13 protein-coding genes are annotated in these 13635 nt (G+C 68.7%); 7 read left to right on the top strand and 6 right to left on the bottom strand.

Annotated features, from left to right (window positions below; genetic code table 11):
- Positions 1–99: 99 nt before the first annotated feature.
- Positions 100–1182 carry a TRAP transporter substrate-binding protein gene (locus TMZ1T_RS07655; protein WP_012585079.1) on the bottom strand — a complete coding sequence of 361 codons (1083 nt, stop codon included), beginning with the start codon at positions 1180–1182 and terminating at the stop codon, positions 100–102.
- A 134-nt stretch (positions 1183–1316) separates the two neighbouring features.
- Complete coding sequence (locus TMZ1T_RS07660; RefSeq protein WP_012585080.1) at positions 1317–1991, bottom strand: histidine phosphatase family protein; 675 nt, start codon at positions 1989–1991, stop codon at positions 1317–1319.
- Between the two features lie 120 nt (positions 1992–2111).
- On the opposite strand from TMZ1T_RS07660, the gene TMZ1T_RS07665 reads away from it, so the two are divergent.
- Entirely contained in the window at positions 2112–2708 is a 597-nt protein-coding gene (locus tag TMZ1T_RS07665; protein WP_012585081.1) for a TRAP transporter small permease subunit, read from the top strand.
- Positions 2705–4348: a TRAP transporter large permease gene (locus TMZ1T_RS07670; RefSeq protein WP_012585082.1), complete on the top strand. Its 1644-nt coding sequence runs from the start codon at positions 2705–2707 to the stop codon at positions 4346–4348. Before TMZ1T_RS07665 ends, TMZ1T_RS07670 begins: the two co-directional genes overlap by 4 nt.
- 64 nt (positions 4349–4412) lie before the next feature.
- Here the strand turns inward: TMZ1T_RS07670 and TMZ1T_RS07675 are convergent, their stop codons facing one another.
- Positions 4413–5519 (bottom strand): TRAP transporter substrate-binding protein, encoded by a 1107-nt coding sequence (locus TMZ1T_RS07675; RefSeq protein ID WP_004313534.1) that lies wholly within the window; start codon positions 5517–5519, stop codon positions 4413–4415.
- 116 nt (positions 5520–5635) lie between these two features.
- On the bottom strand, positions 5636–6982 hold the full coding sequence (pmbA, locus tag TMZ1T_RS07680) for a metalloprotease PmbA (RefSeq protein WP_012585083.1): 1347 nt from the start codon (positions 6980–6982) through the stop codon (positions 5636–5638).
- Between the two features lie 65 nt (positions 6983–7047).
- On the opposite strand from pmbA, the gene yjgA reads away from it, so the two are divergent.
- The 3 genes from yjgA to TMZ1T_RS07695 are packed head-to-tail and all read left to right on the top strand — an operon-like array spanning position 7048 to position 9493.
- Positions 7048–7632, top strand: a complete 585-nt coding sequence (gene yjgA, locus TMZ1T_RS07685; RefSeq protein WP_086014413.1) for a ribosome biogenesis factor YjgA — start codon at positions 7048–7050, stop codon at positions 7630–7632.
- The gene (gene mog, locus TMZ1T_RS07690; RefSeq protein WP_004313539.1) at positions 7629–8219 is read left to right on the top strand and encodes a molybdopterin adenylyltransferase; all 591 of its coding nucleotides are present in this window, start codon (positions 7629–7631) and stop codon (positions 8217–8219) included. The genes yjgA and mog overlap by 4 nt, the downstream gene beginning before the upstream one ends.
- A 23-nt stretch (positions 8220–8242) precedes the next feature.
- Positions 8243–9493 (top strand): methyltransferase domain-containing protein, encoded by a 1251-nt coding sequence (locus TMZ1T_RS07695; protein WP_049766934.1) that lies wholly within the window; start codon positions 8243–8245, stop codon positions 9491–9493.
- Between the two features lie 39 nt (positions 9494–9532).
- On the opposite strand, the gene TMZ1T_RS07700 is transcribed toward TMZ1T_RS07695, so the two are convergent.
- Both TMZ1T_RS07700 and msrP read right to left on the bottom strand, forming a co-directional pair.
- The gene (locus TMZ1T_RS07700) at positions 9533–10216 is read right to left on the bottom strand and encodes a protein-methionine-sulfoxide reductase heme-binding subunit MsrQ (RefSeq protein WP_004325147.1); all 684 of its coding nucleotides are present in this window, start codon (positions 10214–10216) and stop codon (positions 9533–9535) included.
- Between the two features lie 25 nt (positions 10217–10241).
- Complete coding sequence (gene msrP, locus TMZ1T_RS07705; protein WP_004325145.1) at positions 10242–11177, bottom strand: protein-methionine-sulfoxide reductase catalytic subunit MsrP; 936 nt, start codon at positions 11175–11177, stop codon at positions 10242–10244.
- Between the two features lie 180 nt (positions 11178–11357).
- Here msrP and aroG point away from each other — a divergent pair, with 180 nt between their 5' ends.
- Complete coding sequence (gene aroG, locus TMZ1T_RS07710) at positions 11358–12440, top strand: 3-deoxy-7-phosphoheptulonate synthase AroG (protein WP_004325143.1); 1083 nt, start codon at positions 11358–11360, stop codon at positions 12438–12440.
- Between the two features lie 85 nt (positions 12441–12525).
- Positions 12526–13635, top strand: a complete 1110-nt coding sequence (gene dinB, locus TMZ1T_RS07715) for a DNA polymerase IV (protein WP_004325141.1) — start codon at positions 12526–12528, stop codon at positions 13633–13635.

Below are 13635 nucleotides of genomic sequence, written 5' to 3' on the forward strand. Positions count from 1 at the left end.
TGCCGAGCGGGGCCAGGGCTTCGCTCGGCGTGAGGGAGGGGGCGGGGGTGCCGCGAGCGATGTCCGGAACGCAAGCAGCTGCGCCCGGACATCCGATCGTCACAGCTTCTGCGAAGCCAGGTATTGCGCGTAGTTGCCTTCTGCGACCGACTCCCACTGCACCTGGTCGGCGAGGAAGCGGCTGTAGTCGGGGTAGACCTTCTTCCAGTTGGCGTTCTTCTCGTTCAGTTCTGCATAGACCTCGCGCGAGGCCTTGAACGCGGCGTCCATGAAGTCCTTCGGGAAGCGCGACAGCTTGGCGCCTTCCGCGATCAGCTGCTTGAGCGCGCTCGGGTTGCGGGCGTCGTAGCGCGCCTGGCAGGTGACGTGCGCGGCGCGCGAGGCCTGCTCGACGATCGCCTTGTACTCGGCCGACAGGCCATTCCACTGCTTGTCGTTGATATATACCGAGAACTGGGTGCTGCCTTCCCACCACGCCGGGAAGTAGTAGTTCTGCGCCACCTTGTGCAGGCCGAGCTTGAGGTCGTCGTAAGGACCGATCCATTCCGCGGCGTCGATCGTGCCTTTCTCCAGCGACTGGTAGATCTCGCCGGCGGGGATGTTCTGCGGCACCGCACCGAGCTTGGCGAGCACACGGCCGCCGAAGCCGCCGATGCGCATCTTCAGGCCCTCGACGTCCTTGACCGACTTGATCTCCTTGCGGAACCAGCCGCCCATCTGCGCGCCGGTGTTGCCGCAGGGGAAGTTCACGATGTTGAACTGGGCGTAGAACTCGCGCATCAGCTTGAGGCCGTTGCCTTCGAACATCCACGCGCTCATCGCGCGCGAGGTCATGCCGAAGGGGATGGTGCAGTCGAAGGCGAAGGTCTCGTCCTTGCCGAAGAAGTAGTAGGGCGCGGTGTGTGCGCACTCGATGGTGCCCTGCTGCACGGCATCGACCACGCCGAAGGCGGGTACGAGTTCGCCCGCCGGGTGCACCGAGATCACGAACTTGCCGCCGGTTGCATCGGAAACGTACTTGGCGAATGCCTCGCTTGCACCGAACACGGTGTCCAGGGACTTCGGAAAGCTGGAGGCCAGGCGCCAGCGGATCTGCTGCTGAGCGTTGACGATGGCCGGTGCGGTGCCGGCGGCGAGAATGCCGGCCATGCCGGCGCCCTGCAGAAATTTACGACGTTCCACGGTGTCTCCTTGTCGCGTGAGGTGTGATGTGTGATCGAAACCTTCGATGCGATTATAGGAAGACCCGATTCCGGGCCGTAATCCACGGAAAACCCTAATGGCGGTCGTCTACGTCATTTTCGATGCGCTTCGCATCAGGTTCCGGGCAGTTCGTCCAATGCGTCGGCGAGGTGACGCTCGTCGGCCCATGCGATCAACCGCCAGCTTCCGGCCGTGTGTTCGATCCAGTTGAGCGCGGCGTTCGGGATCGCGAAATCGCGCACGCCCTCGAGCGTCTTGCCGGTGGCCAGGCGGTGGGCGATGTCGAGCACGCCGCCGTGGGTCACCACCACCACCGACTCGCCGGCGTGGCGTGCGGCGATCTCCTCCAGTGCCGCATGCACGCGCGCGGCGAGCCCGTGCAGGCTCTCGCCGCCGCCGTCGAGCGCCACTTGCGGATCGCGCTTCCTGAAGTGCTGCCAGGCCTGCGGCTGCTGGTGTTCCGCTTCCTCGAAGGTCAGTCCCTGCAGCACCCCGTAGTGACGCTCGCGCAGGCGTGCGTCGTGGGTGGCGGCGAGGCCGTGTGCGCGCGTGACCGCGTCGGCCGTCTGGCGCGCGCGCTGCAGGTCGCTGCTGTAGAGCGCGGCAAAGCGTTCGCCGGCGCGCGCGAGGCTGCGCGCGGTGGCCTCGGCCTGGGACAGGCCGCGCGGATTGAGCGGCACGTCGATGTGGCCCTGCAGGCGGCGCTCGGCATTCCAGGCGGTCTCACCGTGGCGTACGAGGCAGATCCGGCAAGCAAGTGCGGATTGTGTCGAGTTTCGTGTTTTCATCGTGATCGGCAAGCTGTCGCCCGGCGAGGGCGGCCCTTGTGGGATAATCGAGATTTTAAGGCCTGCCGGCTCGCAAAGCGGCACCGGGCGGCGTCCCGCCCCGGTTTCCGGAGTTTTCCCGTGTCTTCTCTGCTGCGCTTATCCCGCTTGATCGACTGGATCAACGAACGGGTCGGACGCGCCGTGATGTGGCTGGTGCTGGTCGCCGTGGTGATCAGCGCCGGCAACGCCCTCGTCCGCAAGCTGTTTAACACAAGTTCCAACGCCCTGCTCGAGATCCAGTGGTACCTGTTCGCCGCGATCTTCATGCTCGCCGCGGGCTACACCTTCCTGCGCAACGAGCACGTGCGCATCGACATCCTCACCAGCCGGCTGTCGCCGCGTGGGCAGAACGTCGTGGACATCGTCGGCATCCTGTTCTTCCTGCTGCCGATGGCCGGGCTGATCCTGTGGCTGTCGTGGCCGATCGTGATGACCTCGCTCGCCTCGGGCGAGATGTCGCAGAACTCCGGCGGCCTGATCCGCTGGCCGGTCAAGATGATGCTGCCGCTCGGTCTCGGCCTGCTCGTGCTGCAGGCCTTCTCCGAGCTGGTCAAGCGCATCGCCTTCCTCGCCGGCCACGGCCCCGACCCGTTGCAGAAGAAGTCCTCCGGCGCAGCGACCGCGGACCTGGTCGCAGCGATCAAGGCGCAGCGCGAGGGGAGGGTGGAGCCATGACCGAGTTCGTCGTCGCCAACATGGCGCCGCTGATGTTCGCGTCCATGATCCTCTTCCTGCTGTTCGGCTTTCCGGTGGCGTTTGCGCTCGCGGCCAACGGCATCCTGTTCGGCCTCGTCGGCATCGAGCTCGGCCTGCTCCACGGTGCGCTGTTCCAGGCGCTGCCGGAGCGCATCTTCGGCATCATGGCCAACGACACCCTGCTCGCGGTGCCTTTCTTCACCTTCATGGGGCTGATCCTCGAGCGCAGCGGCATGGCCGAGGATCTGCTCGACACCATCGGTCAGTTGTTCGGGCCGATCCGCGGCGGCCTCGCCTTCGCGGTGATTTTCGTCGGCGCGCTGCTCGCGGCGACCACCGGCGTGGTCGCGGCCTCGGTGATCTCGATGGGTCTGATCTCGCTGCCGATCATGATGCGCTACGGCTACGACCATCGCCTCGCCACCGGCGTGATCGCCGCCTCCGGGACGCTGGCGCAGATCATCCCGCCCTCGCTGGTGCTGATCGTGATGGCCGACCAGCTCGGCCGCAGCGTCGGCGACATGTATCAAGGCGCGCTGGTCCCGGGCTTGGTCCTCACCGGCCTGTATGTGGTCTATGTCGCGGTGGTGGCGATCTTCCGGCCGTCGCTCGCGCCGGCGATGCCGCCCGAGGCGCGGACGCTGCGCGAGCCCGATGGCGCCAGCGGGTTGCGCTCGCTGGCCCTGCTGACCGTGGTCGCGGGCGCCGGCGCCTGGCTCTTCGCCAGCCAGATCTATCGCGCCGATGCACCGCGCGACGAGGTGGTGGTGGTGTCGGCGATGGCCGGGATCGGCATCGCGTTCGTGGCAGCGATGGTCAACCGCATCTTCGGCATCGGCCTGCTGTCGCGCATGGCCGAGCGCGTGACCTTCGTGCTGATCCCGCCGCTCGGGCTGATCTTCCTCGTCCTCGGCACCATCTTCATCGGCGTCGCGACGCCGACCGAGGGCGGTGCGATGGGGGCCCTCGGCGCGGTGCTGATGGCGCTCGCGCGCCGGCGCCTGTCGCTGCCGCTGCTCAGGCAGGCGATGGACTCGACCACCAAGCTTTCGTGCTTCGTGGTCTTCATCCTGATCGGCTCCAGCGTGTTCGGCCTCACCTTCCGCGGTGTAAACGGCGACCTCTGGGTCGAGCACCTGATGACCTCGCTGCCCGGCGGGCAGACCGGCTTCCTGGTCGCGGTGAACCTGCTCGTATTCGTGCTCGCCTTCTTCCTCGACTACTTCGAGCTCGCCTTCATCATCGTGCCCCTGCTCGCGCCGGTGGCGGACAAGCTCGGCATCGACCTGATCTGGTTCGGCGTGCTGCTGGCGGTGAACATGCAGACCTCCTTCCTGCATCCGCCCTTCGGCTTCGCGCTCTTCTTCCTGCGCTCGGTGGCGTCGGAGAAGGTGAAGACGGCGTCGATCTACTGGGGTGCGGTGCCCTTCGTGATCATCCAGCTCGTCATGGTCGGCCTCATCATTGCCTTCCCCGGCCTGGTGTCCTACGGCGACGCGGGCGCCAAGCCGGCGCAGCAGCAGGAACTCGACCTCGAGCAACTGCTGCAGGGCGGCGGCGGGGCCGCAGCGGCGGGCGATTCGAACGCCGACCTGATGCGGCAACTGCAGGGCGACTGAGTGCGCGCACCATGAAAAAAGCCGGGCATGCCCGGCTTTTTTTGCGCCTGAAGCCTGAAGCCCGTCAGCGCACCGACTGCATGAAGCGGTCGAAGCCCGCCTCGGCGACGCTGAACCACGCGTTCTGCGACTTGCGGTACTTCTCGAACTCGGCGTAGATCTTGGCCCACGCCGGGTTCTTCGCAGCCTCCTCGGCGTACAGCTCGCGCGAGATGTCGAAGGCCTTCTTCATGATCTCGTTGGAGAAGTTCTGCAGCTTGACGCCCTGCGCGAGCAGGCGGGCGAGCGCCTGCGGGTTCTTGTGGTCGTACATCGCGGTCATCTGGATGTGCGCCTCGCGCGAGGCGGCGCGGAAGGCGGCCTGGTATTCCTTGGGCAGCTTGTCCCACTCGGCCTTGTTCACATAGAAGTGCACCACCGGGCCCGGCTCCCACCAGCCCGGCGAGTAGTAGTGGGGCGCGACCTTGTAGAAGCCGAGCTTCTCGTCGTCGTAGGGGGCGACCCACTCGGCGGCGTCGATGGTGCCCTTCTCGAGCGAGGGGTAGATGTCCGAGCCGGCGATCTGCTGCGGGATCGCGCCCATGCGCGACATGATCTCGCCGGCGATGCCGGCGATGCGGATCTTCAGGCCCTTGATGTCCTCCAGGGTGTTGATCTGCTTGCGGTACCAGCCGCCCATCTGCACGCCGGTGTTGCCGCCGAGGAAGGAATACACGTTGTAATTGCCGTAGAACTCGTCGAGCAGCTCCTGGCCGCCGCCGCCGATGATCCAGGCGTCCATCTGGCGCGCGTTCATGCCGAAGGGCACGGCGGTGCCGAAGGCGAAGGTCTTGTCCTTGCCGACGTAGTAGTAGGAGCACGAGTGGCACATCTCGACCGTGCCCTGCTGCACCGCGTCGAGCGCCTGCAGGCCGGGGACGATCTCGCCGGCCGGGAAGATGCGGATGTCGAACTTGCCGCCGGTGATCTCGCGCAGGCGGTTGGCGAGCAGTTCGGCGCTGCCGTACAGGGTGTCGATGCTCTTGGGGAAGCTCGAGGTCATGCGCCACTTGATCTCGGGCAGGCCGGTCTGGACGGCGGGGGCGGCGACGGCCGCGGTGGAGGCGACGCCTGCGGCGGCACCGGCGGCAAGGCCGACGCTGGCCTTCTTGAGGAATGAACGACGTTCCACGATTTCTCCTTGTGTTCGGGGGTGGATTCCAGCGAATTCAGCGAACGATTATAGACGCCGCTCGCGCAACGGGACGGAAAGGTACCGCGCTGGCGGGATGAAGTCCGGACACCGGCTCAGCGCCCGGCGACCTTCATGCGCTCGATCAGCACCGAGCCGCACAGCTTGGCGCCGCGCGGCAGGGCGTCGTTACCCACCGCGACGATGCCGCGGAACATGTCGCGCAGGTTGCCGGCGATGGTGATCTCCTCGACAGCGTGCTTGATGCGGCCCTTCTCCACCCAGAAGCCTGCCGCACCGCGCGAGTAATCGCCCGTGACGTAGTTCACGCCGTGGCCGAGCAGCTCGGTCACGAGCAGGCCGCGGTCCATCTGCCGGATCAGTCCGGCGAGGTCCTGCTCGCCGGGCTTCACGATCAGGTTGTGCGAGCCGCCGGCGTTGGCGGTGGTCTGCAGGCCGAGCTTGCGCGCCGAATAGGCGGAGAGGAAGTAGCCGTTCAGCACCCCGTCGGTGACCACCTCGCGGTCGCGGGTGGCCACGCCGTCGCCGTCGAAGGGGCTGGAGCCGAAGGCCTTCTTCAGGTGCGGGCGCTCGGCGATGCTCACCACCGGCGAGAACACCTGCTTGCCGAGGCTGTCGAGCAGGAAGCTCGACTTGCGGTAGAGCGAGCCGCCGCTCACCGCCTGCACGAAGTTGCCGACGAGCGCCACCGCGAGCTGCGCCTCGAACAGCACCGGCACCTCGCAGGTGCGGATCTTCTTCGCACCCAGGCGCGCCAGCGCGCGCTCGCCGGCGCGCCGGCCAACCTCCTCGGCCACCATCAGCTCGGCAGGGTCGCGCCGCGAGTCGTACCAGTATTCGCGCTGCATGGCGTCGCCCTCGCCGGCGATCACCGAGCACGACAGACCGTGGCGGGTGGTGGCGTAGCCGCCGAGGAAGCCGTGGCTGTTCGCCGACACGAAGTGCGACTGCTGGATCGAGGTGTTGGCGCCCTCCGAGTTGCCGATCTTCGGGCTGACCGCGAAGGCGGCGTCCTCGCAGCGGCGGGCGAGTTCGATGGCCTGCGCGACGTCGATGTTCCACGGATGGAAGAGGTCGAGCTCGGGCATGTCCTTCGCCTTCGCCATCAGCGCCGCGTCGGCCAGCCCGGCGCAGGGGTCGGGCGCGGTGAAGCGCGCGATCGAGAGCGCGGCGTCCACCGTGGCCTTGAGCGCCTTCTTCGAGAAGTCGGAGGTGCTCGCGTAGCCGCGCTGCTGGCCGAGGTACACCGTGACGCCCACCCCCTTGTCGCGGTTGTACTCGATGGTGTCGACCTCGCCGCGGCGCACCGCGACCGACTGGCCGAAGCCCTCGGAGACGTCGGTCTCGCACGACGAGGCGCCGTGCTTGCGGGCGTATTTCAGGATGTCGGTGGCGATCTCGGCGAGATGCGCCTGCGAGAAGGAGAAGCCTTGGCTGGACATGGGCGGGCCGGGTGCGTGCAAAGGCTATAATCTTACCCCGATCGAGCCAGCCCCCCATGCAAGCAATGCGCCACCACCATTCCGACCCCGCGGACGAGGACGATTTTCCCGAGCCGCCGAGCAAGAGCAGCCGCAAGCGCGAGATGCAGGCGCTGCAGGACCTCGGCGAGCAGCTCGTCGCGCTCTCGCCCGAGCGCCTCAAGAAGGTGCCGCTGCCCGAGACCCTGTACGAGGCCATCCGCGCCGCCCAGGGTTTCAAGATGGAGGCGCGCCGCCGCCAGCTGCAGTACATCGGCAAGCTGATGCGCAAGATCGACCCCGAGCCCATTCAGGCCCAGCTCGACATCTTCGCCGGCAACTCCGCCGCCGAGGTGGCGAAGATGCACCGCCTCGAGCGCCTGCGCGAGCAGCTGCTCGAAGACGAGCAGACCATCGGCGCCATCGCCGAGACCTGGCCCGAGGCCGACCTGCAATACCTGCGCACCCTGCGCCGCAACGCGCTCAAGGAGCGCGAGGCCGCCAAGCCGCCGAAGTCCTTCCGCGAGATCTTCCGCGTGCTGCGCGAGCTGCAGGAAGCCCGCGACGCCGCCGCCGAGGCGGCGGAGACCCCGTCCGACGAGGACGCCGCAGAACAGGGACCGAACCCATGAGCGAACACATCCGCATCGGCCTCGTGTCGATCAGCGACCGCGCCTCCGAGGGCACCTACGAAGACCAGGGCATCCCCGCGCTGAAAGACTGGCTGGGCAGGGCGCTCACGTCGCCGTGGAGCGCCGAGACCCGGCTGATCCCCGACGAGCGTGCGTTGATCGAGCGCACCCTGGTGGAGCTGGTCGACCGGGCCGGCTGCAACCTCGTGCTCACCACGGGCGGCACCGGTCCGGCGGTGCGCGACGTGACCCCCGAGGCCACGCTCGCGATCGGCGACAAGGAGATGCCCGGCTTCGGCGAGGAGATGCGCCGCATCAGCCTGAACTTCGTACCCACCGCGATCCTGTCGCGCCAGGTCGCGGTGATCCGCGGCAAGTGCCTCATCATCAACCTGCCCGGCCAGCCCAAGTCGATCCGCGAAACCCTCGAAGGCGTGCGCGACGCCGACGGCAGCGTGCGCCACGTCGGCATCTTCGCCGCAGTGCCGTACTGCATCGACCTCGTCGGCGGTCCGTATGTCGAGACCGACGACGCGATGATCAAGGCCTTCCGCCCCAAGCACGCGATGCGGCCGAAGCAGGCGTGAGCACCTCGAGCGCAGCGGCGACGCTGACCTGGGAAGAGCTTGCGGACGACGGCAGCGTGCGCCGCTGCAGTGCGCGCTGGCGTTCCGAGAGCGGCCAGGCGCCACCGCGCCGGGTGGTGATCGCCGACGACACCACCAAGGCCGATGCGGCCTGGCGCCTGGCCTGCGAGGGCAGCGCCCTGCTGTGGCGCGGCGACTACCACAACGCCCGCCAGCTGCTGCAGGCGATGGCGCGCCGCGCCGACGCGCGCGCGCGGAAACCGGGCAGGGCGGTCAAGCCGGGCAAGGCGCCGGCCACGCCCGCCGAGGCCTTCCACCTCCACCGCATGGCGCAGGCGCAGCGCGCGCGCGCCCTGGGCATGCTGCTGATCCCCTTCGAGGCCGGCGTGCGCATTCCGCTGCGGCGCGCGCCCGAGGTCGCCGAAGTCGTCGCCGAGGCGGTCGCCGGCACAGCGGATGCGGACCTCGCTGCGGCACCCTTCGTGATGTCGCTGCGCGAGCTGCTCGGCCTCGTCGGCGCGCACGAGTGGCGGCGCAAGGGCGTCGCCATCCCTGCGCTCGGCGAGCGCATCCACCCCTGGTACGGCGTTTATTCGCCGATCCGCGGCGAATACCTGGACCTGATCGCGCGCGCGCCGCTGCCCGCGACCACGCTCGCCTTCGACATCGGTACCGGCACCGGCGTCATCGCCGCGCTGCTCGCGCGCCGCGGGGTGGCGCGCGTGGTGGCCACCGACCTGTCGCCGCGTGCGCTGGGTTGCGCGCAGCAGAACCTCGCGCGCCTCGAGTTGCTGGCCGGGGCCGCGGCGGAGGAGGGCGCCCCGGGCACAACCTCCTGCACGATCCCGGGCGCCGCTGCGCCCGACCTTCAGGTTGCCGCCGGCCGCGTGCAGTTGCTCCAGGCCGATCTCTTCCCGCCCGGCCGCGCGCCGCTGGTGGTGTGCAACCCGCCCTGGGTGCCGGCCAAGCCGAGCTCGGCGATCGAGCACGCGGTCTACGACCCCGACAGCCGCATGCTGCGCGGCTTCCTCGCCGGCCTGGCGGAACACGTGGAGGAAGGTGGCGAGGGCTGGCTGATCCTGTCGGACCTCGCCGAACACCTCGGCCTGCGCAGTCGCGCCGAGCTTCTCGGCTGGATCGAGGCCGCGGGACTGCGCGTCCTCGGACGCGAGGACATCCGTCCGCGCCACGGCAAGGCGGCCGATGCGGACGATCCGCTGCATGCGGCGCGCGCGGCGGAAACGACCTCGCTCTGGCGCCTGGCTCCGCGCTGAGGCGTGGCGCCGCCGGGCCCGACGGCGCCGCGGTGCCGCCTACTGCCGCGGCACCAGCCGGATCACCTTCTTCTCCAGGTGCTTCGCCGGCGGCGGCACCGAGAGCTGCCGCCGGCGTTCGAGTTCGCGCCACCAGCCGCGCAGGCCGAGCAGCACGGCGAGGATGCTCGCGTAGAGCAGCGGACGCCCGATGTCCGCCTTCACCAGCCACCAGAAGTGCACCACGGCGAAGATCGCGATCGCATAGACAGAGCGGTGCAGCGACTGCCAGCGGCGCCCGCCGAGGCGTCGGATCGCGAAGCTGTTCGAGGTCGCGGCGAGCGGAATGAGCAGCACGAAGGCGGCGAAGCCCACGGTGATGAAGGGGCGGTCGAGGATGTCGAGGGCGATCGCGTTCCAGTCGAAGAACTGGTCCAGCCACAGATAGATCGCGAAGTGCCCGAGCGCGTACGCGAACGCGAAGAGGCCGAGCATGCGGCGCAGGCGCAGCAGCCAGTGCAGGCCGCTGAAGCGGCGCAGCGGCGTTACGGCGAGTGTGATCAGCAGCAGGCGCAGCGTCCATTCCCCGCTCGCGCGCGTGATCGTCTCGATCGGGTTGGCGCCGAGCGCGTTCGCCTGCCAGCCGAGCGCAAGGTTCACTGCGGGCAGCAGGCAGAGGGCGAACACGATCGCCTTGAAGGCGACGATCGTGCCCGCGGAGGGGCTTCTGAGGGAAAGATTCATCGTTGCGGTCGGCGGGATGCAGTGCTCAGTAGAACTTCTTCAGGTCCATGCCCTGGTACAGGCTCGCGACCTGCTCCGCATAGCCGTTGAACATCTGCGTCGGGCGCTTGCGCAACTCGCCGATGCGGCGCTCGGTAGCCTGGCTCCAGCGCGGATGGCGCACCTCGGGGTTCACATTGGAGTAGAACCCGTACTCCTGCGGCGCGAACTTGTTCCACGCGGTCGCCGGCTCCTTCTCGGTCAGGCGGATGGTGACGATCGACTTGGCGCTCTTGAAGCCGTATTTCCACGGCACCACCAGGCGCAGCGGCGCGCCGTTCTGCTTGGGCAGCGCCTCGCCGTACACGCCTACCGCGAGCAGGGTCAGCGGGTGCAAGGCCTCGTCCAGGCGCAGGCCCTCGGTGTAGGGCCAGTCGAGCACGTCGCGGATCATGATCTTCGGATCGTAGTGGGTGACGAACTCGACGTACTTGGCGCTGCCCAGGGGCTCGACCTCCTTCAGCAGCGCGGCGAGCGGGAAGCCCACCCAGGGCACCACCATGGACCAGCCTTCGACGCAGCGCAGGCGGTAGATGCGTTCTTCCAGCGGTGCCAGGCGCAGCAGCTCGTCGATGTCGAAGCGGCGCGGCTTGCCGACCAGGCCCTCGACACGCACCGTCCACGGGCGCACCTCCATCTTGTGGGCGTTGCGCGCCGGATCGGCCTTGTCGGTGCCGAACTCGTAGAAGTTGTTGTAGCCGGTGACCGCGTCGCGCTCGCTGAGCGGTTCGGTCGTGCTCAGTGCCGAGGGCACGGTCTGCAGCCGGGTCGATGCGCGCGCGGCGCCGGGCAGGCCGTGCCACAGCGCCGCGCCCGCCACCAGCCCGGTGCCGCTGCGCGCGAGGAAGTTGCGACGGCGCTCGAACAGGCTGCGCGGGGTGATTTCGGAGGGCGGGACGTCGGCGGGCTTGTGGATCAGCATGATTGCGGACTCGTCTGGAACGGAGGATTCGGTGGTGCGCGGCGGGCGGCAGTGTACGAACAGACGCGCGCCGCGCCGATCGGTTCATCCCATCCGGCCTATAGTCTGCATTGCGTCCAGCCATGCTCGCCTTTCCGCTAGAATCAGGCATCCCAGCAAAGATCCGAGAAAGAGCCTCGCATGTCCGCCTCCATCAAACTCCACATCGACGACGTCCGCATCCAGGAGATCAAGGAGCTCGTGCCGCCCGCGCACGTGCTGCGTGAATACCCTGCCACGCCGAAGGCGGCCGAGGTTGCCTACGAGGCGCGCCAGGCGATCCATCGCATCCTGTACGGCGCCGACGATCGTCTGCTGGTGGTGATCGGCCCGTGCTCGATCCACGATGCCAAGGCGGCGCTGGAGTATGCGCACAAGCTCAAGGCCGAGGCCGAGCGCGTCAAGGACGACCTGCTGATCGTGATGCGGGTGTATTTCGAGAAGCCGCGCACCACCGTGGGCTGGAAGGGCCTGATCAACGATCCCGGGCTGGACAACAGCTTCCGCATCAACGACGGCGTGCGTCTGGCACGCAAGCTGCTGTGGGAGGTGAACGAGATCGGCCTGCCCGCCGGCACCGAGTTCCTCGACATGATCACCCCGCAGTACATCGCCGACCTGATCGCCTGGGGCGCGATCGGCGCGCGCACCACCGAGAGCCAGGTGCACCGCGAGCTCGCCTCCGGCCTGTCCTGCCCGGTAGGCTTCAAGAACGGCACCGACGGCAACCTGCGCATCGCCGCCGACGCGATCAAGGCCGCGCAGGCGCCGCACCACTTCCTGTCGGTGACCAAGGCCGGGCACTCGGCGATCGTGTCGACCCGCGGCAACGAGGATTGCCACGCCATCCTGCGCGGCGGCAAGGAGCCCAACTTCGACGCCGACAGCGTCGAGGCCGCCAGCCGCGAGCTCGCCGCGGCCGGAGTGTGCAACAAGGTCATGGTCGACTTCTCCCACGGCAACAGCCGCAAGCAGCACCGCCTGCAGATCGAGGTGGCGAAGAACGTCGCCGCCCAGCTTGCCGCCGGTGACGACCGCATCATGGGCGTGATGGTCGAGTCGCACCTCAAGGAAGGCCGCCAGGACCTCGTCCCGGGCAAGGAGCTCGAGTACGGCAAGAGCGTCACCGACGCCTGCATCGGCTGGGAAGACAGCATCGACGTGCTCGACATCCTCGCCGAGGGTGTGCGCCAGCGCCGCGTCAAGCGCGCCGCCGAGTTCTGAGCGCGGGCGCCGTTCGCTCGGCCTGCCCCCGGCGGGTCCGTCCGCCCCTGGCGCCTCACTCCCGACTCCTCACGCGCGCGGGCGCATGCGCAAGATCATCCACTGCGATTGCGACTGCTTCTACGCGTCGGTCGAGATGCGCGACGACCCCACGCTGCGCGGCAGGCCGGTCGCGGTGGGCGGGCGCGCCGAGACGCGCGGCGTCATCGCAACCTGCAACTACGAGGCGCGCGCCTTCGGCGTGCATTCGGCGATGCCCACCGCGCGTGCGCTGCAGCTGTGCCCGCAGCTCGTCCTGCTGGCGCCCGACTTCGAGCGCTACCGCGAGGCCTCGCGCCGCATCCTGGCGATCTACCACGACTACACGGCGCTGGTGGAGCCGCTCTCGCTCGACGAGGCCTACCTCGACGTGACCGGGGTCGAGCGCTGCCGCGGCTCGGCCTCGCTGATGGCGCAGGAGATCCGCGCGCGCATCCGCGCCGAGGTCGGCATCACCGCGTCGGCGGGCATCGCCCCCAACAAGTTCATCGCCAAGGTGGCGAGCGACTGGAACAAGCCCGACGGCCAGTTCGTGGTGCGGCCGCAGGACGTCGACGCCTTCGTCGCCGCGTTGCCGGTGAAGAAGATCTTCGGCGTCGGCAAGGTCACCGCGGCCAGGCTCGCCCGCCTGGGCGCGCACACCTGCGCCGACCTGCGCGCCTGGAGCGTGGCGGAGCTCACACGCGAGTTCGGCAGCTTCGGCGCCAGCCTGCACCGCCTGTGCCGCGGCATCGACGAGCGCCCGGTGCAGCCCGACCGCGTGCGCAAGTCGCTTTCGGTCGAGACCACCTACACGCCCGACCTGCACGACCTCGCCGCCTGCCGAGCGGGCTTGCTGGCGCTGCTGGAAGACTTCCTCCGCCGCTTCGAGCGCGCGCGCGATCGCCCGCCGGTGCACAAGGCCTTCGTCAAGGTGCGCTTTTCCGACTTCAGCCGCACCACCGCCGAGTGCATCGCCAGCGCGCCCGACCAGGCCACCTGGCTGCGCCTGCTCGACGAGGCGCATGCGCGCAAGGCGCTGCCGGTGCGCCTGCTCGGCGTCGGCGTGCGCTTCGCCGAGGACGAGGGCGGCGAGCGGCCGGCGCAGATCCCGCTATTCGATCCCGAATCCGATCCCAACCCCGATCCCGCGCGCGCAGCGGCGGAACCCCACTGA

It is taken from the genome of Thauera aminoaromatica, assembly GCF_000021765.1.
Classification (GTDB): Bacteria; Pseudomonadota; Gammaproteobacteria; order Burkholderiales; family Rhodocyclaceae; genus Thauera; species Thauera aminoaromatica.